This is a genomic window from Cupriavidus alkaliphilus (genome assembly GCF_014191175.1).
Taxonomy (GTDB): Bacteria; Pseudomonadota; Gammaproteobacteria; order Burkholderiales; family Burkholderiaceae; genus Cupriavidus; species Cupriavidus alkaliphilus.
Window position 1 is genome coordinate 43,743 of sequence record NZ_JACHWE010000011.1, and the last position, 26,338, is coordinate 70,080.

Annotated in this window: 22 protein-coding genes; 10 read left to right on the top strand and 12 right to left on the bottom strand. The window is 68.1% G+C overall.

The features are described from left to right. The first annotated feature begins 60 nt into the window (after window positions 1–60). From FHX60_RS25885 to FHX60_RS25915, 7 genes are all read left to right on the top strand, one after another. A complete protein-coding gene (locus FHX60_RS25885) occupies window positions 61–2,058 on the top strand; it encodes a sensor histidine kinase (protein ID WP_183285048.1) in 1,998 nt (665 codons plus the stop codon). 8 nt (window positions 2,059–2,066) lie between these two features. After that, window positions 2,067–3,392, top strand: a complete 1,326-nt coding sequence (locus tag FHX60_RS25890) for a sigma-54-dependent transcriptional regulator (protein WP_112773876.1) — start codon at window positions 2,067–2,069, stop codon at window positions 3,390–3,392. A 238-nt stretch (window positions 3,393–3,630) separates the two neighbouring features. Continuing rightward, the gene (locus FHX60_RS25895) at window positions 3,631–4,755 is read left to right on the top strand and encodes an NAD(P)/FAD-dependent oxidoreductase (RefSeq protein WP_183285049.1); all 1,125 of its coding nucleotides are present in this window, start codon (window positions 3,631–3,633) and stop codon (window positions 4,753–4,755) included. A gap of 9 nt (window positions 4,756–4,764) precedes the next feature. Next, window positions 4,765–5,457 (top strand): two-component system response regulator CreB, encoded by a 693-nt coding sequence (creB, locus tag FHX60_RS25900; protein WP_309251829.1) that lies wholly within the window; start codon window positions 4,765–4,767, stop codon window positions 5,455–5,457. A gap of 7 nt (window positions 5,458–5,464) precedes the next feature. Then, complete coding sequence (gene creC / locus FHX60_RS25905) at window positions 5,465–6,907, top strand: two-component system sensor histidine kinase CreC (RefSeq protein ID WP_183285050.1); 1,443 nt, start codon at window positions 5,465–5,467, stop codon at window positions 6,905–6,907. Between the two features lie 125 nt (window positions 6,908–7,032). Further along, complete coding sequence (locus FHX60_RS25910; protein ID WP_183285051.1) at window positions 7,033–8,010, top strand: NAD(P)H-dependent flavin oxidoreductase; 978 nt, start codon at window positions 7,033–7,035, stop codon at window positions 8,008–8,010. A gap of 42 nt (window positions 8,011–8,052) precedes the next feature. Next, window positions 8,053–8,502, top strand: a complete 450-nt coding sequence (locus FHX60_RS25915) for a YbaN family protein (RefSeq protein WP_165835134.1) — start codon at window positions 8,053–8,055, stop codon at window positions 8,500–8,502. Window positions 8,503–8,697: 195 nt separating this feature from the next. Here the strand turns inward: FHX60_RS25915 and FHX60_RS25920 are convergent, their stop codons facing one another. From FHX60_RS25920 to FHX60_RS25950, 7 genes are all read right to left on the bottom strand, one after another. Then, window positions 8,698–9,948, bottom strand: coding sequence for a phenylacetate--CoA ligase family protein (locus tag FHX60_RS25920; RefSeq protein ID WP_183285052.1), 1,251 nt, complete (start codon window positions 9,946–9,948; stop codon window positions 8,698–8,700). An 84-nt stretch (window positions 9,949–10,032) separates the two neighbouring features. Beyond that, a complete protein-coding gene (locus tag FHX60_RS25925; RefSeq protein WP_018003769.1) occupies window positions 10,033–10,848 on the bottom strand; it encodes an ABC transporter ATP-binding protein in 816 nt (271 codons plus the stop codon). 104 nt (window positions 10,849–10,952) lie between these two features. Beyond that, window positions 10,953–12,290 (bottom strand): ABC transporter substrate-binding protein, encoded by a 1,338-nt coding sequence (locus FHX60_RS25930; protein WP_112773881.1) that lies wholly within the window; start codon window positions 12,288–12,290, stop codon window positions 10,953–10,955. A gap of 117 nt (window positions 12,291–12,407) precedes the next feature. Further along, window positions 12,408–13,484: a branched-chain amino acid ABC transporter permease gene (locus FHX60_RS25935; RefSeq protein ID WP_112773882.1), complete on the bottom strand. Its 1,077-nt coding sequence runs from the start codon at window positions 13,482–13,484 to the stop codon at window positions 12,408–12,410. A gap of 24 nt (window positions 13,485–13,508) precedes the next feature. After that, window positions 13,509–14,423, bottom strand: a complete 915-nt coding sequence (locus tag FHX60_RS25940) for a branched-chain amino acid ABC transporter permease (RefSeq protein WP_092307394.1) — start codon at window positions 14,421–14,423, stop codon at window positions 13,509–13,511. Window positions 14,424–14,434: 11 nt separating this feature from the next. Further along, complete coding sequence (locus FHX60_RS25945; protein WP_112773883.1) at window positions 14,435–15,397, bottom strand: ABC transporter ATP-binding protein; 963 nt, start codon at window positions 15,395–15,397, stop codon at window positions 14,435–14,437. A 22-nt stretch (window positions 15,398–15,419) separates the two neighbouring features. Next, window positions 15,420–17,378: an AMP-dependent synthetase/ligase gene (locus tag FHX60_RS25950; protein ID WP_183285053.1), complete on the bottom strand. Its 1,959-nt coding sequence runs from the start codon at window positions 17,376–17,378 to the stop codon at window positions 15,420–15,422. A 280-nt stretch (window positions 17,379–17,658) separates the two neighbouring features. On the opposite strand from FHX60_RS25950, the gene FHX60_RS25955 reads away from it, so the two are divergent. Together FHX60_RS25955 and FHX60_RS25960 are read left to right on the top strand one after the other, a co-directional pair. Further along, the gene (locus FHX60_RS25955; RefSeq protein WP_092307388.1) at window positions 17,659–18,327 is read left to right on the top strand and encodes a Crp/Fnr family transcriptional regulator; all 669 of its coding nucleotides are present in this window, start codon (window positions 17,659–17,661) and stop codon (window positions 18,325–18,327) included. A gap of 1 nt (window position 18,328) precedes the next feature. Then, window positions 18,329–18,751: a DUF3293 domain-containing protein gene (locus FHX60_RS25960; protein WP_183285054.1), complete on the top strand. Its 423-nt coding sequence runs from the start codon at window positions 18,329–18,331 to the stop codon at window positions 18,749–18,751. 39 nt (window positions 18,752–18,790) lie between these two features. Here FHX60_RS25960 and FHX60_RS25965 read toward each other — a convergent pair whose 3' ends face one another. The 5 genes from FHX60_RS25965 to FHX60_RS25985 all read right to left on the bottom strand — a co-directional run bounded on the left by FHX60_RS25965 (window position 18,791) and on the right by FHX60_RS25985 (window position 24,727). Further along, window positions 18,791–19,141 carry a hypothetical protein gene (locus tag FHX60_RS25965; protein ID WP_183285055.1) on the bottom strand — a complete coding sequence of 117 codons (351 nt, stop codon included), beginning with the start codon at window positions 19,139–19,141 and terminating at the stop codon, window positions 18,791–18,793. 181 nt (window positions 19,142–19,322) lie between these two features. Then, entirely contained in the window at window positions 19,323–20,225 is a 903-nt protein-coding gene (locus FHX60_RS25970; protein WP_260164772.1) for a 3-hydroxybutyryl-CoA dehydrogenase, read from the bottom strand. Then, on the bottom strand, window positions 20,222–20,659 hold the full coding sequence (locus tag FHX60_RS25975; protein WP_112773887.1) for an HIT family protein: 438 nt from the start codon (window positions 20,657–20,659) through the stop codon (window positions 20,222–20,224). The genes FHX60_RS25970 and FHX60_RS25975 overlap by 4 nt, the downstream gene beginning before the upstream one ends. 155 nt (window positions 20,660–20,814) lie before the next feature. Then, window positions 20,815–24,114, bottom strand: coding sequence for a fused isobutyryl-CoA mutase/GTPase IcmF (gene icmF / locus FHX60_RS25980; protein WP_183285057.1), 3,300 nt, complete (start codon window positions 24,112–24,114; stop codon window positions 20,815–20,817). A gap of 265 nt (window positions 24,115–24,379) precedes the next feature. Beyond that, window positions 24,380–24,727 (bottom strand): DUF2917 domain-containing protein, encoded by a 348-nt coding sequence (locus tag FHX60_RS25985; RefSeq protein WP_183285058.1) that lies wholly within the window; start codon window positions 24,725–24,727, stop codon window positions 24,380–24,382. 201 nt (window positions 24,728–24,928) lie between these two features. Here FHX60_RS25985 and FHX60_RS25990 point away from each other — a divergent pair, with 201 nt between their 5' ends. Continuing rightward, entirely contained in the window at window positions 24,929–26,338 is a 1,410-nt protein-coding gene (locus FHX60_RS25990; protein WP_183285059.1) for an aminotransferase-like domain-containing protein, read from the top strand.

Sequence of the window (26,338 nt, forward strand, 5' to 3'; positions counted from 1 at the left end):
ACCGCGCCTGCGGCCGCGCGCCAGCGGGTATCATCGGCGCGACACCCCTCGCGCGCGCCGATGCCCCACTCCGACGACTTTCTCGCCGTGCATGATCCCGCCGCCACCCGGCCGGTGCACGCGCCGGCGGCCGGCAGCGGGCGCTGGTGGGGCTTTGCCGTCGCGCTGGCCGCGGGCCTGCTGCTGCTGTGCGCGCTGACCTGGCTGGTCTCGGTCCAGCGCGGCCTGGCCAGCCTGCAGCAAGGCACCGCCACGCGCGCCGACCGCTACGCCGCCACGCTCGAAAGCACGCTCGACCGCTACGAGTTCCTGCCCGCGCTGGTGTCGCTGCATCCGTTCGTGCGCGGGCTGCTCGCCGCCCCCGACGACGCGCAGCGCGTCGCCGCCGTTAACCAGTACCTGGCCGAGGTCAACCGGCGCGCGCATGCGTCGGCCACCTATGTGATCGCGGCCAACGGCATTGCGCTGGCGGCCAGCAACCACGGCCAGCCCGGCAGCTTCGTCGGCACCGACTACCGCTTCCGCCCCTACTTCCAGACCGCCGCGGGCGGCAAGATGGGACGCTTCTACGCCATCGGCATCACCAGCGACGAACCCGGCTACTACATCGCGCAGCCGATCGAGGCCGGTGGCAAGGTCATCGGCGTGACCGTGGTCAAGCTCAACCTGGAATGGTTCCAGCGCGCCGGCAGCGGCGCCGAACCGCTGATGGTCAGCGACGACCACGGCGTGATCTTCCTGTCGTCGGTGTCGGCATGGCAGTACCGCACGCTGCGCCCGTTGCCGCCGGCGCTGCGCGCGGAGATCGAGCAGACCCGCCAGTACCACGGACGCGCGGTAACGCCGCTGCCGCTGGAACCGCTGGCGTCGCCGGTCACGCGCTGGCTGGCCGATACCACGCTGGCGCACGGCGCGCGCCTGGTGCGGGTGCGCGACGAGGCCACGGCCGGGCGCACCACCTTCGCGCCGGACGGCGCCGAACGCGCCGACCGCTACCTGGAGCTGAACCGCACCGTGGGCCCCGCCGGCTGGACCATGCAGGTGATGGCGCCGCTGGATCCGGTGCTGGCCAACGCGCGCAACGCCACCGTGGCCGCGGCGCTGGCCTATGCCTGCATCTGCCTGCTGCTGGTCAACTGGCGCCAGCGCCGCCAGCGCGCGCGCGACATGCAGTACAGCCGCCGCTTGCTGGAAGCCGCCTACGACCAGCTGGAGCGCCGCGTCGAGGCCCGCACCGCCGACCTGATGGCGATCAACGAGAAGCTGGAAGACGAAGTGGCCGAGCGCACCCGCGCTGAAAGCGAGCTGCGCGCGGCGCAGGACGAGCTGGTGCAGGCCAGCAAGCTGGCCGCGCTGGGACAGATGGCGGCCGGCATCACGCATGAGCTGAACCAGCCGCTGGCGGCGCTGCGCACGTTCTCGGACAACACCCGCGTGCTGCTGGCGCGCGGCCAGCTGGACGCGGCCGAGGGCAACCTGACGGCGATTGCCGACCTGACCGAACGCATGGGCAAGATCACCGGCCAGCTCAAGCTGTTTGCCGGCAAGGCGCGCCCGGTGCAGCGGCCGGTGGCGCTGCGCGCGGCCGTCGACCACGTGCTGGCGCTGCTGGCGCCGCGGCTGGGCACGGTCACGATCGACCTTGCCGGCCTGGATGCGGTGCCGGGCCTCTGCGTGCGCGCCGACGAGCTGAAGCTGGAGCAGGTGCTGCTGAACCTGCTCGGCAATGCGCTCGACGCCATCGCCGCGGCCGCGCCGGCGCAGGGTCGCATCGACCTGGAAGTGCAGGCCGGCGAGCGTGCCGTCACCATTGTCGTGCGCGACAACGGCACCGGCATCGCGCCGCAAGCGCTGCCGCGCCTGTTCGAACCCTTTTTCACCACCAAGGAAACCGGCCAGGGACTGGGCCTGGGGCTGGCGATCTCGTCGTCGATCGTGCGCGAGTTCGGCGGCCAGCTCAGCGTCGCCAACGTCCCCGGCGCCGGCGCGCAGTTTACGCTGGTGCTGGCGCGCGCTTCCGCCATCGATCCCGCGCCATCGGTTTCCGCGTCACCATGAGTACTGCCATGCAAGACGGTCTGCGTGTCCTGTTTGTCGAAGACGAGCCGCTGGTGCGGCAGGCCACCGCGCAAAGCCTGGAACTGGCCGGCTTCCGCGTGCTGGCGCTGCCGTCGGCCGAGGCCGCGATCCCGCACCTGCACGGCGCCTTCGCCGGCGTTGTCGTGACCGACGTGCGCCTGCCCGGCGCCAGCGGGCTGGACCTGCTGCAGCACTGCCGCAACGCCGCGCCCGGCGTGCCGGTGGTGCTGGTGACCGGCCACGGCGACATCACCATGGCGGTGCAGGCGATGCGCGAAGGCGCCTATGACTTCATCGAAAAGCCGTTCGGCGCCGATCGCCTGACCGACACCGTGCGGCGCGCGCTCGAACGGCGCGCGCTGGAACTGGAAAACCAGGCGCTGCGCCGCGAACTGGCCGGGCCCGCCGCCGGCACGCGCATCATCGGCCGCTCGCCCGCGATCGGGCAGGTGCGCGCGCTGGTGGCCAATGTCGCGCCCACCGACGTGCCGGTGATGATCAACGGCGAGACCGGCACCGGCAAGGAACTGGTGGCGCGCAGCCTGCACGCGCTGTCCGCGCGCGCCGAGGGACCCTTTATCGCGCTGAACTGCGGCGCGGTGCCCGAGGCCATCTTCGAGAGCGAGATGTTCGGGCACGAAGCCGGCGCCTTCACCGGCGCGGGCAAGCGCCGCATCGGCAAGCTCGAGCATGCCTCCGGCGGCACGCTCTTCCTCGACGAGATCGAAAGCATGCCGCTGGCGCTGCAGGTCAAGCTGCTGCGCGTGCTGCAGGAAGGCTCGCTGGAGCGGCTGGGCTCGAACGCGTCGGTGAAGATCGACGTGCGCATCGTCGCGGCGGCCAAGGGCGACATGGACGCGCTGGTGGCGCAAGGCACCTTCCGCGAAGACCTGTATTACCGGCTCAATGTCGTCACCATCGCGCTGCCGCCGCTGCGCGAGCGGCGCGAGGACATCGTGCCGCTGTTCGAGCATTTCTCGCTGGTGTCGGCGGTGCGCTACCAGCGGCCCGCGCCGATCCTGTCCGAGGCCCAGCGCCAGGCGCTGGCCCAGCGCCCGTGGCCTGGCAACGTGCGCGAGCTGCGCAATGCCGCCGACCGCATGGTGCTGGGCGTGCCCGAGGGCGGCCAGGCGGGTGGGCAGGCGGCCGGCCCCGACGAGAGCGCGCCGCTGCGCGAGCGCATGGAGCACTTCGAGCGCGCCGTGATCGCCGACGCGCTGGCGCGCACCGGCGGCGCGGTAAGCCAGGCCGCCGACCTGCTCCAGGTGGGCAAGGCCACGCTCTACGACAAGATCAAGCGCTACGGGCTGTGATGTCATGCGCGGTTCATCGCGCTGCCACGGCGCCGTCACATTGGCGGCCTATGCTTCGTGGGCGGCTGCGGCATTGGCAGGTGCCCGCCGTGTGTATCAGTCTTCGTGGTAATTGATGGCCCCGCGCATGCGGGGCATTTTTTTGCCGCATCGGCGCCGCCGCGCCGCTTCACACCCGCCACACATTGCCCTCACCCCGGCTGGCCAGACTGGAGCCCTTCGCTCTCCGGAAACCGCCATGCCCTCCTTCGACTACGACCTCGTCATCGCCGGCGCCAGCTTTGCCGGTGCCGCCTGCGCCCTGGCCGCCGCGCGCGCAGGCCTGCGCGTGCTGGTGCTGGAACGCAAGACCGATCCGGGCGACAAGCTCCACACCACCGGCATCCTGGTCAAGGAAGCAATCGAGCAGACCTGGCTGGGCCAGGCGCCGGCCGATTGCGTGCATCGCGTCGAGCAGGTGAAGCTGTACTCGCCGCGGCTGCGCAGCCTGAACCTGAGTGCGCCCGGCTATTACTTCCACACCACCGACACGCCGCGCCTGATGCGCTGGCTGGCCGCCGAACTGGTGCGCCACCGGGTCGAGCTGCGGCTGGGCCAGGCCTTCGTCGGCGCGGTGCCGCGCCACGGCGGCTGGCATGTCACCGGTGTGGGCCTCGCGCGCTATCTGATTGGCGCCGATGGCGCGCAGTCGCGCGTGGCGCAATGTGCCGGGCTGGGGCGCGTGCACAGCTTTCTGTATGGCGTGGAGTACGAGTTCCCGGGACTGGCGCTGCCGGAGCCCGGCGCGCTGCACTGCTTCATCACGCGCCGCTTCGCGCCCGGCTATATCGGCTGGATCGCGCAGAACCCCGCCGGCGTGCAGGCCGGGCTGGCGCTGCGCTACCTGCCGCGGCGCGGCCGCGCGCCGGACCTGGACGGGCTGCTGGCGCATGTGCGCGAGCGCGCCGGCCTGCCGCAGCTGACGCAGCCGGCCGCGACGCGCGCCGGGCTGATCCCGTGCGGCGGCCCGGTGTTGCCGCTGGCGCGCGACGGCGTGATCCTGACCGGCGACGCCGCGGGCATTGTGTCGCCGCTTACTGCGGGCGGCATCCACTATGCCGTTGCCCACGGCGAGTCGGTCGGCCACGCGGTGGCCGCGCACCTGCTGCGCGGCGGGCCGGCACCGGAAGCCGTGGCCAGCGCCAGCGCACCGCGCTTTCGCGCCAAGCGCGCGCTGCGCTGGATGTTCGAGCGCTTCCAGTGCGACTGGCCGTTCGACCTGATGCTGTATTCGCCGCCGCTGCGCCGGGCCGCGGAGCAGGTCTATTTCCACCGGCGCGGCGCGGAACCGGCACCGCCGGCGCGGGCGGCGGCCAGCGCCTGAACGGCTAGAATGCTCGGCATGGAACAACCGCGCATCCTGGTGGTGGAAGACGAGCAGGCCATCGCCGACACCATCCTCTATGCCCTGCGCACCGACGGCATGCTGGCCGAGCACTGCACGCTGGGCGGCGACGCGCTCGCGTGCCTGCGCGCCGCGCGGGCCGACCTGGTGATCCTGGACGTGGGGCTGCCGGACCTGAGCGGCTTCGAGGTCTGCCGCACGCTGCGCACCTTCAGCGATGCGCCGGTGATCTTCCTGACCGCGCGCCACGAAGAGATCGATCGCATCGTCGGACTGGAGATCGGCGCCGACGACTACGTGGTCAAGCCGTTTTCGCCGCGCGAACTGGCCGCGCGCGTGCGCGCCATCCTGCGCCGGGCCCGCGGCGGCGCCACGGCAAAACCCGGCGAGGCGGCCGGCTTCACCCACGACCAGGACGGCGCCCGCCTGGCCTACCACGGCCACTGGCTGGCGCTGACGCGCTACGAATACCTGCTGCTGGCCTGGCTGGTGGCGCATCCGGGCCGCATCTACTCGCGCGCGCAGCTGATGGACGGGGTGTGGGCGGGCGCGCTCGATACCAGCGACCGCACCGTTGACACCCATATCAAGACCCTGCGCGCCAAGCTGCGCGAGGTGTCCGCCGAGGGCGCCGAGCGCATCCGCACCCATCGCGGCATGGGCTATTCGCTGGAGCCCTGAGCGCGCCATGCATATCGGCCTGCGCATCTTCTTCGGCTTTTTCCTGATCGTGGGCCTGGCCACGGTGCTGACGCTGCGCGTGTTCGTGCAGGAGGTCAAGCCCGGCGTGCGCCAGGCCATGGAAGACACGCTGATCGATACCGCGCACGTGCTGGCCGCGCTGGCCGCCGACGACCTCAAGGCCGGCCGCATCGCCGACGGCGACTTCGCGCGGCATATGGCGGCACTGCGCGAGGTGCCGGTCAATGCCGAGGTCTCGGGGCTGCACAAGGACAGCATCGGCTACCGCGTCTACGTCACCGATGCCAGCGGCATCGTGCGCTTCGACTCCACCGGTACCGACGTGGGCCGCGACTACTCGCGCTGGAACGACGTCTACCTGACGCTGCGCGGCAAGTACGGCGCGCGCAGCACGCGCGCCGATCCCGCCGACGAGGCCAGCACGGTGATGCACGTGGCCGCGCCGGTGCGCGATGGCGAGCGCATCGTCGGCGTGCTGACCGTGGCCAAGCCCAATGCGGCGATGGCGCCGTTCATCGCGCGCAGCCAGCGCAAGATCCTGCTCTACGGCGGCCTGCTGATCGGCACCGCGTGCGTGATCGGGCTGGCCTGCACGCTGTGGCTGATGCATGGATTGAGCCGCCTGCGCGGCTACGCGCGCGCGGTGGCGGCCGGCGAGCGCGCCGAGATGCCGCTGCGCGGCGCGGGCGAACTGGCCGAGCTGGGGCGCGCGGTGCAGGGCATGCGCGAGCGGCTGGAGGACAAGCAGTATGTCGAGCACTACATCCACACGCTGACCCACGAGATGAAGAGCCCGCTGGCCGCCATCGGCGGCGCGGCGGAACTGCTGCAGGAAGAGATGCCGGCGGCCGACCGCCAGCGCTTCGTCGCCAATATCCGGACCCAGTCGGGACGGCTGGAAACCATGATCCGCAAGCTGCTGGCGCTGGCCGAAGTGGAACAGCGCCAGCGTCTGGAGGTGCGCGAGCCGGTGGCGCTGGCGCCGCTGCTGGCGCAACTGTGCGCCGAGCTGGAGCCGCGCGCGCGGCAGCGCGGCGTCGCACTGCAGTGCGAGGCCGAGGCCGCGTCTGGTCCCGCCGCCGGCCACGTCGCCGGCGACCCGTTCCTGCTGCGCCAGGCCATCGCCAACCTGCTCGACAACGCGATCGACTTCGCCCCGCCGGGCACCGCGGTCACGGTGCGACTGCAACGCCGCGGCGACGCACTGGCCATTGCCGTGGCCGACCACGGTCCCGGCATTCCCGACTACGCGCTGCCGCGCGTGTTCGAGCGCTTCTACTCGCTGCCGCGCCCGCACGGTGCGGACAAGAGCACCGGCCTGGGCCTGTGCTTTGCGCGGGAAGTCGCAACGTTGCATCATGGCGACGTGACGCTGGCCAACCGCCCGGGCGGCGGCGCGCTGGCCGAACTGGTGCTGCCGGCGGCATAGCGCCACACGCCTGCCTGACCGGCATAGACTTGGGCTTCTAACGTGACCGCGCTGAAACTCCCTATAATCGAACGACCGTTCATTTAGGGCACGACAACGTGCCCGCCCGTAGTTCAGGAGACCCCATGCCCGCCGCCAAGCAACTGCCCCAGGCCCTGCAGAACCTGGCCCTGCCCGTGATTGCCTCGCCCATGTTCATCGTCAGCTACCCGGAACTGGTGCTGGCGCAGTGCAAGGCCGGCATCGTCGGCTCGTTCCCCGCGCTCAATGCGCGCCCGGCCGAGCTGCTCGACGAGTGGCTGACCCGGATCGGCGACGAACTGGCGGCCTTCAAGGCCGCCAATCCCGGCGCACCCGTAGGCCCGGTCGCGGTCAACCAGATCGTGCACGCCTCCAACGCGCGCCTGGAGCATGACGTCAAGGTCTGCGTGGAGCACAAGGTGCCGATCTTCATCACCTCGCTGCGCGCGCCGCCCAGGGAGCTGATCGACGCGGTGCACAGCTACGGCGGCATCGTGATGCACGACGTGATCAGCCTGCGCCATGCCGAAAAGGCAATCGAGGCCGGCGTCGACGGCCTGATCCTGGTCGCGGCGGGCGCCGGCGGACATGCCGGCATGCTGTCGCCGTTCGCGCTGGTGGGCGAGGTGCGCAAGATCTTCGACGGCCCGGTCGCGCTGTCGGGCTCGATCGCCACCGGCGAGGCGGTGCTGGCCGCGCAGGCCATGGGCGCCGACTTTGCCTACGTGGGCACGCGCTTCATCGCCTCGCAGGAGGCGCATGCGGCGGAGTCATACAAGCAGTCGATCACCAGCTCGGCCGCCGCCGATATCGTCTACACCAACCTGTTCACCGGCGTGCACGGCAACTACATCCGCGAAAGCATCAGCAACGCGGGCCTGGATCCGGACAATCTGCCGGTGGCCGACAAGACCAAGATGGACTTCTCCAGCGGCGCCTCCAAGGCCAAGGCGTGGAAGGATATCTGGGGCGCCGGCCAGGGCGTGGGCCAGATCCACGACATCCCCGGCGCCGGCGAAATCGTTGCGCGCATGAAGGCGGAGTACGATGCTGCCAAGGCGCGGCTGGGCATCGCGCGCTAACCGATCCCTCACCGGGCCGCTTTGGCGGCCTTTTTCCGACCATTGCCGCCTTCCACTCCCGACCTTTCGCCCGATCCCGATCCCGAAGCCGTGCTGAGCCACCGCCAGCGCGTGCTGCGCGCCGTCTGGGTGGCACTGGGCGGGCTGTGCCTGCTGCTGGGCGTGGTCGGCATCTTCCTGCCGGTGCTGCCGACCACGCCGTTCGTGCTGCTGGCCGCGGCCTGCTTCGCGCGCGGCTCGCAGCGCTTCCATGAATGGCTGCTGGGGCATCCGCGTTTCGGCCCGCTGGTCAGCGACTGGCAGCGCCACCGCAGCATCCCGTTCAAGGCGAAATGCCTGGCGCTGTCGATGATGTGGCTGTCGATGGGGACCACGGCGTGGCTGCTGCGCGGACGGCCGCTGGTGTCGGCGGCGTTGCTGGCGTGCGCGGTGGGGGTCAGTGTGTGGATGGTGCGGTTGCCGACGCGGGGGGAAGGCGGGCGGGAGTCTTGAGGTTGGGGTCTGTCGACGGTCCTTCTTCGTGGAGGCTCAGGCCCTCACCCCCGCCCCTCTCCCGCAAGCGGGAGAGGGGAGCAAACCCGCAGCGGCAGCATGGCCTTCGAGCCTTGCAACTGCAGCTTGTTTACTCCCTCTCCCGCTTGCGGGAGAGGGTTGGGGTGAGGGCAGGCCCATCCACGAAGTCCTGCGTCAATCGTAGCTGCGCGCGTCCTCGATCAGCCGCCCATCCTGCGGCAACGACCCCGCCGCCACGAACGCCACCTCGCCTCGCAGCCGCATTACCTCGCGCAGCGACTCCGCCACCGCGCGCTGCAGGTCGGCGTCTTGGCGCGTGGCCTCGCAATGCAGCGTCATCACGTCAGCCCCCGGATCGCCCGTCACCACCAGCCGCGCGGCGCGGATTTCGGGATGACGCCGCAGCACGTCGGCCACCTGCCCGGGATGCACGAACATGCCCTTGACCTTGGTCGCCTGGTCGGCGCGCCCCAGCCAGCCCTTAAGCCGGATATTGGTGCGCCCGCACGGGCTGGGCCGCTGCGACGACGCCGGCACCACCGCCGACAGGTCGCCGGTGCCGAAGCGGATCAGCGGGTAGTCGCCGTTGCCCAGCACCGTCACCACCACCTCGCCCGTCTCGCCTTCGGGCATGGGGCGCGAGCCGCCGGGCTCGACGATCTCGACCAGCACGCCCTCGTCCACCACCCAGCCGTCGCCGCCTTCGGTTTCATACGCGATCAGGCCGACATCGGCGGTGCCGTACATCTGCTGCACGCGCACCCCGCGATCCCGGAACCAGTTGCGCAGCGACGGCGGCAGCGCCTCGCCCGAGACCAGCGCCTTGGCCAGGCTGGTGCAGGGCGTGCCCAGTTCATCGCCGCGTTCCAGTAGCAGCTTGAGGAACGACGGCGTGCCGGCATAGGCCGCCGGCTGCAGGCTGGCCAGCGCCTGCACCTGCGAATCGGTCTGGCCCACGCCCGCCGGGAATACGCAGCAGCCCAGCCGGTGGGCGCCGCTTTCCATCATCATGCCGGCCGGCGTGAAGTGATAGGAGAAGGTGTTGTAGACCAGGTCGCCGGCGCGAAAGCCGGCGGCGTGCATGGCGCGCGCGGTGCGCCACCAGTCGGCGTCGTGGCCGTCGGGCTCGTGGATCGGGCCGGGCGACTGGAACACGTGGCGCAGCTTGCCCAGCGGCGTCGCGTTGAGCCCGCCCAGCGGCGCCAGCGCGCGCTGGCGCGCGCTCAGGTCCGACTTGCGCGTCACCGGCAGTTCGGCCAGCGCCGCGCGCGAGGTCAGCAGGCGCGGATCGACGCCATCCAGCAGTTCGGCAAAGTATGGCGCGTGGTCGCGCGCGTGGGCCACCTGGCGTGCCAGGGCGGCAAGGAGCGCCTGCTCGCGGACTTCCGGCGCGCGGGTTTCGAGCGGATCGAAGTATTCTGGCATGGTGCTGTGCGTCAGGGAATGGGATGCGGCCTGCCCCGCGCCGCCGGGCGCGTGGTGACAAGGCCGGGTGAAAACAGTCGTTTGCTAGGCGAGCCAGCGCTTGCGGCGGCGGTAACTCTTCACGTCGCGGAACGATTTGCGGCCCGGGCCGTCGGCGTCGTTGGCGGCCACGCCCAGGTAGAACTCCTTGACGTCCTCGTTGGTGCGCAGCGATTCGGCGTCGCCGTCCATCACCACGCGGCCGTTCTCGAGGATGTAGCCGTAGTCGGCGTAGCGCAGCGCCACCATGGTGTTCTGCTCGGCCAGCAGGAAGCTGACGTTCTCGCGCGAGTTCAGGCCGCGCACGATCTCGAAGATCTCTTCGACGATCTGCGGCGCCAGCCCCATCGACGGCTCGTCCAGCAGGATCATCGCGGGCTTGGCCATCATGGCCCGGCCGATCGCGCACATCTGCTGCTCGCCGCCGGAGGTATAGCCCGCCTGCGACTTGCGGCGCGTCTTCAGGCGCGGGAAGTATTCGTAGATCTTCTCCAGCTCGTCGCGGGTCTGGCCGCGCGACAGCCCGCGCGTGTAGGCGCCAGTGAGCAGGTTCTCCTCGATGGTCAGGTGCGCGAAGCAGTGGCGCCCTTCCATCACCTGGATCACGCCGCGGCGCACCAGGTCGTTGGGGGTGAGCTGGTCGACGCGGTCGCCGCGGTATTCGATCGAACCCTTGGTGACGTCGCCGCGCTCGGCCTGCAGCAGGTTCGAGATAGCCTTGAGCGTGGTGGTCTTGCCAGCGCCGTTGGCGCCCAGCAGCGCCACGATCTTGCCCTCGGGCACCTCGAGCGAGACGCCCTTGAGCACCAGGATCACGTGATCGTAGATGACTTCGATATTGTTGACGGACAGGAGGCTCATGGTGCGGCTCGTGGTGGCGTGATTCGGTGCTTCATCGTCGTGGCGGTTTGCTCCCCTCTCCCGCAAGCGGGAGAGGGGAGAAACCAGTCGGGATTCGTCCGGCCTCAGCTCTTCGAACAACCCGGCGTAATGCCCTTCTCCTTCGCGTACTGCGCCGCGGTGGCCTTGAACAGCGGGTGGATCAGGCTCTTGTTGCCCTCGATCCAGTCCGACACCACCACCCACTTGCTGCCGTCCCACTGCTGGATCTTCACCTTGCCCGAGCCCTCGTGGTTCTCGCAGCTGGTCTTGATCTCCGGCAGCAGGCCGGTGGCGCCCAGCTGCTGCAGGCGGGCGTTGGTCAGGTTCAGGTTCTCGAAGGCCCAGCGCATCTGCTCGCCGGTCATGGGCTTGCCCTTGCCGAACTTGGCCTGCGCCACGCGCACCGCTTCCACCGTCACCACCGCCGCCGACACGCCGCGGTTGTACAGCACCGAACCGACCTTGTTCTTGTCCTGCATATTGCCCTTGCCGGCGCCGTAGACCACTTTCTCGATATCGGCGATCAGCGGCACGTTCTTGCCGGCAACGTTCCAGGTCGCGCTCATGTAGCCCTTGGAGGCATCGCCGGCCGGCACCGTGTCTTCCTCGGAGCCCGCCCACCAGGAGCCGATCATCTTCTCGCGCGAGAAGCCCACCTTCTGCGCCGCCTTCAGCGCGGTCTGGTTCATCACGCCCCAGCCCCAGAAGATCACGTAGTCAGGGTTCTCCTGGCGGATCTTCAGCCATTGCGCGCCCTGCTCGTTGCCCGGGTGCGCCACCGGGATCTCGACCAGGTTGAACTTGCCCAGCCGCGCCTCGGCCTGCAGCGCCACGATCGGCTCCTTGCCATAGGCGGAGTCGTGGTACAGGTAGACGATCTTCTTGCCCGCCAGCGAGCCGCCGCTCTTGCTGGCCAGGTACTTGACGATGGCCGAGACCTGCATCTGGTACGTGGTCACCAGCGGGAACGCGTACGGGAACACCGAGCCGTCGACCGCGTCGGTGCGGCCGTAGCCCATCATCACCAGCGGCACCTTGTCGGCGGCGGTCTTGTCGACCAGCGCGTACGAAATGCCGGTGGACATGGCGTGGTAAGCCGTGCCCTTGGTGGTCGCGTTCTTCGACTTCAGCCGCTCATAGCACTCCACGCCCTTGGCGTTGTTGTACTCGGTCTCGCATTCTTCCCAGCTCAGCTTGACGCCGTTGATGCCGCCGTCCTTCAGGTTGACGTAGTTGAGGTAGTCGATGAAGCCGCCATACCAGGACTGCCCGTTGGCGCCATAGGGCCCCACGCGATAGCTCGGCAGCGCGATGAACTGCTCGTTGCTTTGCGCCAGTGCCGGCACCGCCGGCGCCAGCAGTGCAGCCGCGGCGCTGACCACCAGGGCGGCGCGTTGCACATTGCGGATCAGGTTGGTCATGACAGTCTCCTTCGCTCTCGGTGGAGCGTTTCGTTATGCGTAAGCTTCAGTACTTCACAGGAACTGCGGCAAGTCGGATAAGTCAGGCAAGTCAGGTACGTCAGCAACCCCGCTCCGTCAGTGCGGGAACGGCCACAGCCTCAGCTTCTCCTTGGCGATCTGCCACAGCCGGGCCAGCCCGTGCGGCTCGACGATCAGGAAGAAGATGATCAGCCCGCCGAACACCATCAGCTGGATGTGCGACACGGTGGCATTGGTAAAGGGCAGGTGCAGCAGCGATGCCAGCGGCGGCAGCACGTTGTCCAGGAAGATGGGCAGCAGCAGGATGAAGGCGGCGCCCAGGAACGATCCCAGGATGCTGCCGACGCCCCCGATGATGATCATGAACAGCACGCGGAACGACAGGTCCAGCGAGAAGCCGTCCGGCTCCACCGAGCCCAGGTAGCAGAACGCGTACAGCGCACCGGCCACGCCGCAGTAGAACGAGCTGACCGCGAACGCCAGCAGCTTGGTGCGCATCAGCGGGATGCCGATGACTTCCGCCGCCACGTCCATGTCGCGCACCGACATCCAGGCGCGGCCGGTGGCCGAGCGCACCATGTTCTTGGCCGCCAGCGCCAGCACCGTGACGATGGCCAGCACGAACAGGTACTTCTTCACCGGGGTGTCGATGGCGTAGCCGAACAGGTCCAGCCGCTGCGCCGTGATCACGCCCGACGAGCTGTTGTTGGAGAACCAGGGGAACTTGGTCAGCGCCCACACCACGAAGAACTGCGCCGCCAGCGTTGCCACCGCAAGATAAAAGCCCTTGATGCGCAGCGACGGCAGGCCGAAGGCCACGCCCACCAGCGCCGCCGACAGCCCGGCCAGCAGGAACGACAGCAGCACGGGAATGCCTTCGATGCGCAGCTGGAAGTTGTACGCCGCGTAGGCGCCCACCGCCATGAAGGCCGCTGTGCCCAGCGACAGCTGCCCGGCATACCCGGTCAGGATATTCAGTCCCAGCGCTGCCAGCGAGAAGATCAGGAACGGAATCAGGATGGCCGAAAACCAGTATTCCGAACCGATGAACGGCATCGCCACGAAGGCGAACGCCATCAGCACCGCAAAGCCGATGCGGTCCTGGCGGATCGGGAAGATCTGACTGTCGGTGACGTAGCTGGTCTTGAACTGGCCGGCTTCACGATAAAACATGGCAAGTCTCCTGTGCGAAGTCGGTCAGACGCGATCGATATGTTTCTCGCCGAACAGCCCTTCGGGCCGCACCAGCAGGAACAGCAAGGCAAACACGTACGGGAACCATCCCTCGATGCCGCCGAAATTGCCGCCGAACATCGACTGGAACACCGGCGGGATATAGATCTCGGCCAGCTTCTCCGAGGCGCCGATGATCAGCCCGCCGACGATGGCGCCGGGCACGGAGGTGAAGCCGCCCAGGATCAGCACCGGCAGCGCCTTCAGCGCGGTCAGCGTCAGCGCGAATTGCACGCCATTGCGCGAGCCCCACAGCATGCCCGCCACCAGCGCGACGAAACCCGCCACGCCCCAGACGATGGCCCAGATGTTCTGCAGCGGGATGCCCAGCGACAGCGCGGCCTGGTGGTCGTCGGCGACCGCGCGCAGCGCGCGTCCCACCTTGGTGTACTGGAAGAACAGCGCCAGCGATCCCACCAGCACGCCGGCGATGGCCGCGGCGGCAAGGTCGAACTTGGAGATGACGATGTTGAAGGTGGTCAGGATCGACTCGATCGGCTCGTCGACGATGCCCAGGTGGATCGGGCGCACTTCGTTGCCGAACAGCAGCGGCCCCAGGCCTTCGAGGAAGAACGACAGCCCGATGGTTGCCATGAACAGCGTGATCGGCGGCTGGTTGACCAGCTTGCGCAGCACGAAGCGCTCGGTGCTCATGCCGACCAGGATCATCACCACGAAGGCGCCGATCACCGCCGCCCACATCGGCATGCCCTTGTCCATCAGCCCCACCACCGCCAGCGCGGCAAAGTAGACCATCGCGCCCTGGGCAAAGTTGAACACGCCCGAGGCCTTGTAGATCAGCACGAAGCCCAGCGCCACCAGCGAGTACATCAGTCCCGACAGCAGGCCGCCGAGCAGGATTTCAAAGAAGAACGTCATGGTTCAGACCCTCAGTGCGAAGTGCCCAGGTATGCCTTGATCACGTCAGGGTTGCCCTTGACCTCTTCCGGCGTCCCATCCCCGATCTTCTTGCCGTAGTCCAGCACCACCACCCGGTCGGAGATATCCATCACCACGCCCATGTCGTGCTCGATCAGCACGATGGTGGTGCCGAACTGCCGGTTCACATCGAGGATGAAGCGGCACATGTCCTGCTTCTCTTCCACATTCATGCCGGCCATGGGCTCGTCGAGCAGCAGCATCGAGGGCTCGGCCGCAAGCGCACGCGCCAGTTCCACGCGCTTCTGCAGGCCGTACGGCAGGCGTCCCACCGGGGTCTTGCGGATCGACTGGATCTCGAGGAAGTCGATCACCTCCTCCACCTTCTGCCGGTGGCGCATCTCTTCATTGCGCGCCGGGCCCCACCACAGCGCGTGCGCGAACCAGGAGGTGCGGAACTGCGTGTTGCGTCCGGTCATGATGTTGTCCAGCACCGTCATGCCCTTGAACAACGCGATGTTCTGGAACGTGCGCGCAATGCCCTGGCGCGCCGCGGCGGTCGGGTGCATCTGCTTGCGCTCCTCGCCGCGGAACACGATGCGTCCCTGCTGCGGGTGATAGACGCCGTTGATCACGTTCAGCATCGAACTCTTGCCGGCGCCGTTCGGGCCGATGATGGCGCGCACCTCGTGCTCGCACACGTCGAACGAGATATCGGTCAGCGCCTTGACCCCGCCGAACGACAGCGAGATGTGCTGCAGGTCCAGGATCACCTCGCCGCCGGTGCGCGCCTGCTCGCCGGTGCGCTGCGCATGGCGCGTACCAGGATGCACGCCGCTGTCATCCGCCAGCCCCGCGGGGGGCAGCGGTCCTGCCGGCGCCATCGCCCCGCCACCGCCGGCGGCGCTCGCATCGGTGCGTGCCGCCGCGGTCCATTCGCGCTTGCCGGCGCCTTGCCAGGCCACTTGTGTCATATTGCTGCCTCCACCTGTGCTCTTATGCCGCGCGCGCCGCTACCGGCAGCCGCCTGGCATCCACCAGCTTCAGCGTGGCCGACACGCTGCCCTCGCGCCCGTCTTCGAACTTGACGCGCGTCTCGATGAACTGCTCCGACTTGCCCGCATAGAGCGCGTCGACCAGCACCCCGTACTTCTCCGCGATAAAGCCGCGCCGTACCTTGCGCGTGCGGGTCAGTTCGTCGTCGTCCGGGTCGAGCTCCTTGTGCAGCACCAGGAAACGCGCCACCTGCGAGCCCGCCAGCATGGGGTCGTTGGCGAGGTCCGCATTCACCTGGTTCACGCACTCGCCGATCATCTCCAGCACGTCCGGCTGCGCGGCCAGGTCGACGTAGCCGGCATACGGCAGGTGGCGGCGCTCGGCCCAGTTGCCCACCGCCTCGAAGTCGATGTTGATAAAGGCGCAGACCTGGTCGCGGCCGTTGCCGAAGGCCACCGCCTCCTTGATGTACGGGAAGAACTTGAGCTTGTTCTCGATGTACTTGGGCGCGAACATCGAGCCATCGGCCAGCTTGCCCACGTCCTTGGCACGGTCGATGATCTTCAGGTGGCCGTCGGCGTCGATCACGCCGGCGTCGCCGGTCATGAAGTAGCCCTCGTCGTTGATGGCCTCGCGCGTCGCATCCTCGCGCTTGTAGTAGGACTTGAGCAGGCCCACGCCGCGCACCAGCACCTCGCCGTTGTCGGCGATGCGGATTTCCATGCCCGGCGCGGCGGGTCCCACCGAGTCGAACTTGACCTTGCCGTCGGGCTGCAGGCACACATAGGCGCAGGTCTCGGTCTGGCCGTAGAACTGCTTCAGGTTCACGCCGATCGAGCGGTAGAAGCGGAACAGGTCCGGGCCGATCGCCTCGCCCGCGGTATAGGCCACGCGGATGCGGCTCATGCCCAGCACGTTGCGCAGCGGGCCGTAGACCAGCGCTTCGCCCAGCGCATAACGCGCGCGCTCGGCGAGCGATACCGGCTGGCCGTCGAGGATGGCAGTGCCGCAGCGGCGCGCCACGTCCATGGCCCAGTGGAACAGCTTGCGCTTGATCCAGCCGGCATCCTCCATGCGGATCATCACCTGCGTCAGCAGCCCCTCATAGATGCGCGGCGGCGCAAAGTAGTAGGTCGGGCCGATCTCGCGCAGGTCGGTCATCACCGTTTCGCGCGATTCCGGGCAGTTCACCGTAAAGCCCGCCACCATCGCCTGCGCATACGAGAACAGGTTGTCGCCGACCCACGCCATCGGCAGGTAGGACAGCACGTCGTCGTCGGCGCTGAGCTTGTCGAAGGCGCAGCCGTTGCGCGCCGAGCCGATCAGGCCATGGTGCGAATGGCACACGCCCTTGGGCTTGCCGGTGGTGCCGGACGTATAGAGAATGATCGCGGTGTCGTCGGGCTGCCCGGCGGCGATGGCGTCGTCAAAGAAGCCCGGATGGGCCTGGTCGAACTCGCGCCCCAGTTCCTGCAGGCGCTCGTACGACATCAGCGACGGATGGTCATAGTCGAGCAGGCCGCGCGGATCTTCGAAGATGACGTGGCGCACGGCGCGGCCGGACTCGGCCAGCTGCGCTTCCACCTCGAGCAGCTTGTCGACCTGCTCCTGGTCCTCGACGATGGCGAAGTCGATCTCCGCATCGTTGAGCACATAGACCATCTCGTTGGCGATGGCGTCCTGGTATAGCGGCACCGGCACGCCACCCAGCGCCTGCGCCGCGGTCATGGCCCAATACAGGCGCGGACGGTTGTCGCCCACCACTGCGAGGTTCATGCCGCGCTTGAAGCCGAGCGCGGCCAGACCACATGCCAGCGCCCTCACTTGCTGTGCCGCCTGGGCCCAGCTGTATGTCTGCCAGATGCCGAGATCCTTTTCGCGGTAGGCCGGATGTTCCGGCCGCTGCTGGGCGTGCGCCAGCAGCCATCGCGGAAAGGTCGTCGCCGACGATTCCTGCATCGCTGTCTCCTGTCCCTCCGGCGTGGGGGTCCACGCCCGGTGTCAAGCGCCGGTCCGGTCGTTATACTTGGCTTGCTTTGCCCGGCGGCATCTGCCGCATCGCATCAAGCCAGTCTGTGCCTTGTCTTCAGGGGCCGGGAGAAGCGTCTTCTGCCTTCCCGGCGTGCCCTTGGTGGCACCCGCGGTTCCGTTGTGATCGTACGATAGCCCATGCCAACACCCCCGGTTGTCACGCCGGTGACAATTCCGGGTTAATCCCTACCGGAGCTTTCGCGAGGCCATGCTGAACGATTTTGTCGACCGCTGCGTGTGGGCAGCAGACCTGAGTCCGGAGCAGCGCGAGCGCGTGCGCCGCGCCATGTTCGTGCACGAGTACAGCCAGGGCGACTACGTCTGCCACAAGGGCGACAAGGCCGAGCACTGGCTGGGCGTGCTCGAAGGGATCGTCAAGATCACCACGGTATCGCCGTCGGGCAAGTCGGTCACCTTCACCGGCGTGCCCACCGGCGGCTGGTTCGGCGAAGGCGCGGTGCTGAAGTCGGAGATCCGCAAGTACGACGTGATGGCGCTGCGCCGCTCGACCATCGCCTTCCTGCCGCGCGACACTTTTCAGTGGCTGCTGGATACCAGCCTGCCGTTCACGCGCTTCCTGCTGACGCAGTTCAACGAGCGCCTGGGGCAGTTCATTGCGGCGGTGGAGTATGAACGGCTGCTCGACATCGATTCGCGCGTGGCGCGCGCGGTGTCGTCACTGTTCAACGAGCACCTGTATCCCGGCCTCGGCAAGACGCTGGAGATCTCGCAGGAAGAAATCGGCCTGCTCGCCGGCATCTCGCGCCAGCGCGCCAACCAGGCGCTGAAGGTGCTGGAACAGCAGGGGCTGGTGCGGGTGGACTACGGCGTGATCGAGGTGCTGGACCTCGACGGGCTGCGGCAGTACGGGGAGTAAGGTGGCCAGCGCCATCGACGCCGAGACCCTGCTGGCGTATCGCGAAACGCACTACCGGGTGCTGGGCGACACGCCGATGACCTTGCGCATCGACCAGCCCAGCGCAGCACTGGCCGCGCTGCACTGCGCGCTGGGGGTGGACTGCAGCGCCTTCATCACCGCGGCCAACCCGTTCAGCCAGCGCTGCGACGATGCGGCCAACGCGCGCCGGCAACAGGCTCTGGCACAGGATCTCGGCGCACTGGGGCGGCGCGCGATCGAAGCCGCCGGCGAGCATCCCGATAACGGCTGGCCCGCCGAACCGAGCTTCCTGGTGCCCGGGCTGTCGCTGGCCGAGGCGCGGGCACTGGGCCAGGCATACCAGCAGAACGCCGTGGTCTGGAGCGGCGCCGACGCGGTGCCGCGACTGGTGCTGTTGCGCTGACCGGGCGGCCGCACCGGTCAACGCCGGCCGGCAAGGCGATCAGTGCCCGTGGCCGCGATGGCCGTGATGGCCGTGATGGCCACGGTGTCCGTGGCCATGGTGGCGATAGTGGTGACGCCGGTGATGATGATGCCGGTAGTGGTGATGCCGGCCGCGCCATTCGTGCCGCCCATACCAGCGCCGGCCGTCCCAGTAACGGTCGCCATGCCAGCCGTGGTAACGCGGCGCGTACACCACGGGAGGCGGCGGCGCCACATAGACCGGCGCCGGCGCGGCATAGACCGGTGTGCCGATATGCACCCCCACATCCACATGCGCCATCGCCGAACGCGCCGCCAGCAGGGACATGACGCCGGCGAGCAGCGCCGCGAAGAGAACCGGATGAGCCATGATGGTGTGTTGTCGTAAACGGAATGGGTGCACTCTACCGCGCATTCCTGTTACCAGATGCGGCGGATTGTTTCGGCATATAACGCGGTGTAAGCGGGATTGAGTGGCACCTGATCCGGGGCCAAAAAAGACAGCAGCCGCCCGAAGGCGGCCGCCAGTACACGCGGCAGAGCCGGTCTACTTACTTGCTATACACGTACACCCCACGCCCCGTCTTTCGCCCCAGATAGCCGGCAGCAACCATCTCGCGCATCAGCATCGCCGGACGATACTTCGGATCGGCAAACTCGGCGTACAGCACCTCCATCACCGCCAGCATGGTGTCCAGGCCGATCATGTCGGCCAGCGCCAGCGGCCCGATCGGGTGGTTGCAGCCCAGCTTCATGCCTTCGTCGATTTCTTCCGGCGAGGCCAGGCCTTCGCCCAGCACGCAGAAGGCTTCATTGATCATCGGGCACAGGATGCGGTTGACGACGAAGCCCGGGCTGTTCCTGACGGTGATCGGGTACTTGCCGAGCTGCTTCGACAGGCCCTCCACGGCGGCGTGGGTGGCGTCGCTGGTCTGCAGGCCGCGGATCAGTTCGACCAGCGCCATCACCGGCACCGGGTTGAAGAAATGCATGCCGATGAAGCGGTCGGCGCGCGAGGTCACGGCGGCGAGCTTGGTGATCGAGATCGACGAGGTGTTCGACGCGATGATGACGTTGTCGCCGACGATGCCGTCGATCTGCTTGAGGATCTTGACCTTGAGGTCGTAGTTCTCGGTGGCGGCCTCGATCACGATGTCGGCGGCCTTGAGGTCGTCGTAGGCGGTGCTGCCTTTGATGCGCGCCAGCGCGTCGGCCTTCTGCGCCTCGGTCAGCTTTTCCTTCTTGATCAGCCGGTCCAGGCTGCCCGACACCGTGGCCACGCCCTTCTGCACCGCGGCGTCGCTGATATCGACCATCACCACGTTCAGTCCCACGACCGCGCAGGCCTGGGCGATGCCATTGCCCATGGTGCCGGCACCGACGATGCCTACAGTCTTGATTGCCATCTTGTCTTCCTCTGCTTGCTTGGTTGAATGCTTGGATGCGTTGTTCAGGACGCCTGCTCGCGCAGCGCGGCGATGATGCGCTCGGCATGCCCCTTGAGCACTTCCGGCTCCTGCATGTCGCGCGCGTGGCCGCGCAGCGACTGGTCGTTGTAGCGCGGCACGATGTGGAAATGGATGTGCGGAACGGTCTGGCCCGCCGCGGCGCCGTTGAACTGGCCGATCGAGATGCCGTCCGGGTTGAAGGCCGCGCGCACCGCGCGCGCCACGCGCTGGGTGGCGACGATGGCGGCCTGGGCGCCACGCTCCGACAGGTCGAACAGGTTGACCGCGGCTTCCTTGGGCACCACCAGCGTATGGCCGTCGGCCTGCGGCATGATGTCCATGAAGGCGATGGTGTCGTCGTCCTCGTACACCTTGATGCACGGCATTTCGCCGCGCAGGATCTTGGCAAAGATATTGTTCGGGCTGTACTGGGTGTCCATGGTCTTGTGTTGCGGTTGTCTCGGGATTTGTTGCCGCCAGGCGCCGGCTTGCGCTTGCGTGCGCTGACGGTGCGGCGCAGCATCCGAGTGTAACGCAGGGCGGCCCGTCACCGCGGCCGCCCTGCGCGATTACCGGTCAGCGCGTGGATGGGGGTCTACATATTGCGCCGGTATTGCCCGCCGACCTCGAACAGCGCATGCGTGATCTGCCCCAGCGAGCAGACCCGCACCGCATCCATCAGCACCGCGAACACGTTCTGGTTGTCGATCACCGCCTGGCGCAGCCTCTGCAGCATCTCCGGCGCTTCGCCGGCATGCGCCTGCTGGAATGACTGCAGGCGGTCGAGCTGGCTCTGCTTCTCGGCCTCGCTCGAACGCGCCAGTTCCAGCTTCTGCGGCACCGGGTCGCCGTCCGGGTTCCGGAAGGTGTTCACGCCGATCAGCGGCAGCGTGCCGTCGTGCTTGAGCTGCTCGTAGTAGAGCGATTCCTCCTGGATCTTGCCGCGCTGGTAGCCGGTCTCCATCGCGCCCAGCACGCCGCCGCGCTCGGCGATGCGCTCGAACTCCTGCAGCACCGCCTCTTCCACCAGGTCGGTCAGTTCCTCGATCAGGAAGCTGCCCTGGTTGGGGTTCTCGCATTTGGCCACGCCCCATTCGCGGTTGATGATCAGCTGGATCGCCAGCGCGCGGCGCACCGATTCGCCGGTGGGCGTGGTGATGGCCTCGTCGTAGGCGTTGGTGTGCAGCGAGTTGCAGTTGTCGTAGATGGCGATCAGCGCCTGCAGCGTGGTGCGGATGTCGTTGAAGTCGATCTCCTGCGCATGCAGCGAGCGGCCCGAGGTCTGGATGTGGTACTTCAGCTTCTGGCTGCGCTCGTTGGCGCCGTATTTGTCGCGCATGGTCACGGCCCAGATGCGGCGCGCGACGCGGCCCAGCACGCTGTACTCCGGATCCATGCCGTTGGAGAAGAAGAACGACAGGTTGGGCGCGAAGTCGTCGATGTGCATGCCGCGCGCCAGGTAAGCCTCGACATAGGTGAAGCCGTTGGACAGCGTGAAGGCAAGCTGTGAGATCGGGTTGGCGCCGGCCTCGGCGATGTGGTAGCCCGAGATCGATACCGAGTAGAAGTTGCGCACCTGGTGGTGCACGAAATACTCCTGGATATCGCCCATCACCTTGAGCGAGAACTCGGTGGAGAAGATGCAGGTGTTCTGGCCCTGGTCTTCCTTCAGGATATCGGCCTGCACCGTGCCGCGCACGTTCTGCAGCACCCAGGCGCGGATCTTGGCCTCTTCGTCGGCGGTGGGGTCGCGGCCGTTGTCGGCACGGAACTTGTCGAGCTGCTGGTCGATGGCGGTGTTCATGAACATCGCCAGGATGGTCGGCGCAGGGCCGTTGATGGTCATCGACACCGAGGTGCCCGGGCTGGTCAGGTCGAAGCCGTCGTACAGCACCTTCATGTCGTCGAGCGTGGCGATCGACACGCCCGAGTTGCCCACCTTGCCGTAGATGTCGGGGCGCACGTGCGGGTCTTCGCCGTACAGCGTGACCGAGTCGAACGCGGTCGACAGGCGCTTGGCATCCATGCCCTCGGATACCAGCTTGAAGCGCCGGTTGGTGCGGAAGGCATCGCCTTCGCCGGCGAACATGCGCGTCGGGTCCTCATTCTCGCGCTTGAAGGCGAACACGCCGGCGGTGTACGGGAAGCTGCCTGGCACGTTTTCGCGCATCAGCCACTTCAGCACCTCGCCGTCGTCCTCGAAACGCGGCAGCACCACCTTGCGCACCTTGGTGCCCGACAGCGTGGTGGTGACCAGCCCGGTGCGGATCTCCTTGTCGCGGATCTTCACTACGTATTCGTCGCCGCTGTAGGCATCGCGCATCTGCGGCCACATCGCCAGCAGCTTGCGTTCGACCTGGCCCAGCGCGCTGTCGCGCTCCGCGGCCAGTGCGTCGAGCGCGGCGCCGACATCGCCCTGGCCCTGCGCGGCCTGCAGCATGCGGCTGGATTCGCGCAGCTGCTGGCGCTCGCGCGCGATGCGGCTCTGCCCGGCCACGCGGCGGTGGTAGGCGCGCACGGTGTCGGCCAGCTCGGCCAGGTAGCGGCTGCGCGCCGGCGGCACGATCACGTTCTGGCCGGTGGAGATGCGCCCCGCCAGGACCGGGAGCGTGCCCGCCTTCACCTTCAGGCCATGGCCGGTCAGCGCCTCGCGCAGGCCCTGGTACAGCATGGTGACGCCATCGTCGTTGAAGCGCGACGCCTGGGTGCCGTACACCGGCATGTCCTCCGGCTTGCCGTGCCATTGCTCGCGGTTGCGCTGCACCTGCTTGGCCACGTCGCGCCAGGCATCCTGCGCGCCCTTGCGGTCGAACTTGTTGATGGCGACGAAGTCGGCGAAGTCGAGCATGTCGATCTTCTCGAGCTGGCTCGCCGCGCCGAACTCGGGCGTCATCACGTACAGCGACAGGTCCACGTGCGGCACGATCGCGGCGTCGCCCTGGCCGATGCCGGAGGTCTCGACGATTACCAGGTCGAAGCCCGCCACCTTGCACGCGGCGATCGCGTCGGGCAGCGCCTGCGAGATCTCGGAGCCCGCCTCGCGCGTCGCCATCGAGCGCATGAAGATATTGGGGTGGTTGATCGCGTTCATGCGGATGCGGTCGCCGAGCAGCGCGCCACCCGACTTGCGCCGCGACGGGTCGATCGAGATCACGGCGATCGACAGCGCGTCCTGCTGGTCAAGCCGGAAGCGGCGGATCAGCTCGTCGGTCAGCGACGATTTGCCGGCGCCGCCGGTGCCGGTGATGCCGAGCACGGGAATCGATGCCTGCTGCGCCTGCGCATGCATCGCCGCCACCAGCGCCGCATCGGCCTTGCCGTTTTCGAGCGCGGTGATCAGTTGCGCCAGCGCGCGGCGGTCGCCGCCGGCGACGGGGTCGAGCGAGGTGGGCGCGTAGCGGCTCAGGTCGAGGTCGCAGCGCTGCACCATGTCGGCAATCATGCCGGCCAGGCCCATGCGCTGGCCGTCCTCGGGGCTGTAGATGCGGGCCACGCCGTAGGCCTGCAGCTCGCGGATCTCGTCGGGCACGATCACGCCGCCGCCGCCGCCGAAGACCTGCACGTGTTCGCCGCCCTTGTCGCGCAGCAGGTCGACCATGTACTTGAAGTACTCGACATGGCCGCCCTGGTAGCTGGAGATCGCAATGCCCTGCGCGTCTTCCTGCAGCGCCGCGGTCACGATCTCTTCGACCGAGCGGTTGTGGCCGAGGTGGACCACCTCGCAGCCATGCGACTGCAGGATGCGGCGCATGATGTTGATCGAGGCGTCGTGGCCGTCGAACAGGGATGCCGCGGTGACGAAGCGCACCTTGTTGGCCGGGCCGGTGCCGGGCTGCACCGGCTTGGGCTGGGGCGCGCCGCGGCGCACATCATGGACATCGGAAAGGTCGGTCATTGTCTCCACCGTGTCGGGGGTTGGCTGCGGCCGCGGCGTCCGCCGGCGCCGTTCTGTGCCGGCCTGGCCGCAGACGCGCGGCCTGCGCCCCGGGGTTGGGGCGGGTCGATTGTATGACGTTGACGTTAACGTTAATCAATGGGGCGGAACCCGGACGGCGGGGTGCCGGCGTCCTTATAGAGTAGGTGTCTGCGGGCTACGGACAAACAAAAGGCCACCTTGTCGGTGGCCCTTGCGCCGCATGCTGGTTTGACCGCCGGCCGACTCACCGGCACAGCGCCCCTATCCGCGGGCACTCGCCGAATGCATCGGTGCTGTGCTCATCCACCCGATGCCGCAGCGCGCGCAGCCACGCCGCCAGCCGCTGCATCGACAAAGGTGCGGGCGTCTGCGCCAGCGTAAAGCGCGCCCCCGTACCGTCGCCGGACAGCCAGACCCGATAGCCCTCCGGCAGCGTCAGCTCCTGGCCCGGTTCCAGCCAGATATCGTTGGGATTGCCTTCCACCGTCACCCATAGCTTGCCCGCCACCGCGCAGACGGTCTGCCCGTAACCGGCGCGCCAGCTCACCGGCAGTCCGGGTTGGTCCAGTTCGAAAGTCCGTAGTTCGCGCATGTTGCACTCCTTGTCAGCCCGGCGGTCATCGCGGGTGCCGGAGCATCCTGGATAGGGATGCCGGCGCCTTCGTCCGCCACGCTTCCATTATTCGCATCCCTCACTACAATCCCATGTACAGTTGTGAACAGTTTTCGATGGACTGTTCAGTAGTTTTTCCTGACAGTTTCCTGCCCACAGCCCTGCCCGGCAGTTCCCTCCATGAAACTGATCTTAGATGCTTCCACCGGAATTCCACTGACCGAGCAGATCGTCGACGGCGTGAAGGCGTGGATCGGCAACCGCGAGGCGCGCCCGGGGGCGCGGCTGCCGTCGATCCGGCAACTGGCCGCCGAAAACGGCATCAGCCGCTTCCCGGTGATCGAGGCCTATGACCGGCTGGTGTCGCAGGGCCTGCTCGATTCGCGCCAGGGCTCGGGTTTCTATGTGGCGGACAGTCCGCTGGCGGGGCGTTCGACGCGCGGCTGGTCCGACCCCAGCCTGGCCGAGGACCTGTCCGACCATATCCTGGAGCAGTTCAACCATCCCAGCGGCACGCTCAAGCTGGCGGGCGGCTTCGTCCCGGAGACCTGGCGCGACGTGGAGGGCCTGACGCAGGCGATCCGCGCAATCTCGCGCAACGAGATCGACAGCGTGATCCACTACGCCACCCCGATGGGCCATCCGGAACTGCGCCGCCAGGTGCTGCTGCGCGTGCGCCAGCTGGGCATCGCCGCGGAGCTGCCGCAAGTGCTGATCACCACCGGCGCGAGCCAGGCGCTGGACCTGGTGGTGCGCCACCTGCTCAAGCCGGGCGACACGGTGTTTGTCGAAGACCCCGGCTACTACAACCTGTTCGGCCTGCTGCGGCTGCACGGGGTGCAGCTGGTGGGGGTGCCGCACACGCCCGACGGCCCCGACCCCGACGCCACCGAGGCGCTGCTGCGCCAGCACAAGCCCAAGCTGTTTTTCACCAACAGCGTGCTGCAGAACCCGACCGGCTCGACGCTGGCGCCGCCGGTGGCGTTCCGGCTGCTGGAACTGGCGCGCCGGCACGGCTTCCGCTTTGTCGAGGACGATATCTTCTCGGACTTCCAGACCCACTTCACCGACCGGCTGGCCACGCTCGACCAGCTCGAGCACGTGATCTACATCGGCGGCTTTTCCAAGACGGTGTCGGCGTCGCTGCGGATCGGCTACCTCGTGGCCGACAAGGCGCTGGTCAAGGACCTGGTCGACGTGAAGGTGCTGACCAGCGTGGCCGGCTCGCACTTTGCCGAAGCGGTAACCGCGGCGCTGCTGGAGCGCGGCGGCTACCGCAAGTACGTGGAACGGCTGCGGCTGCGCGTGCGCGAGGCCGTCGCCAACGCGGTGCGCCAGCTGCACGGCAACGGCTGGGAGGTGTTCTGCCAGCCCTCCGGCGGCAACTTCCTCTGGGCCCGCCCGCCGGGCATCGAGGATTCGCGCGAACTGGTGACGCTGGGCGAGGACTTTGGCGTGACGCTGGCGCCGGGCAACTACTTCCGCCCGGGCGGCGAGACCTCGGCGTGGATCCGCATCAACGCCGCCTATGCCAACGAGCCGCGCGCGGTGGCGTTCATGAAGGCGGCAGCGGAGCGCGGCGCGCGCTGA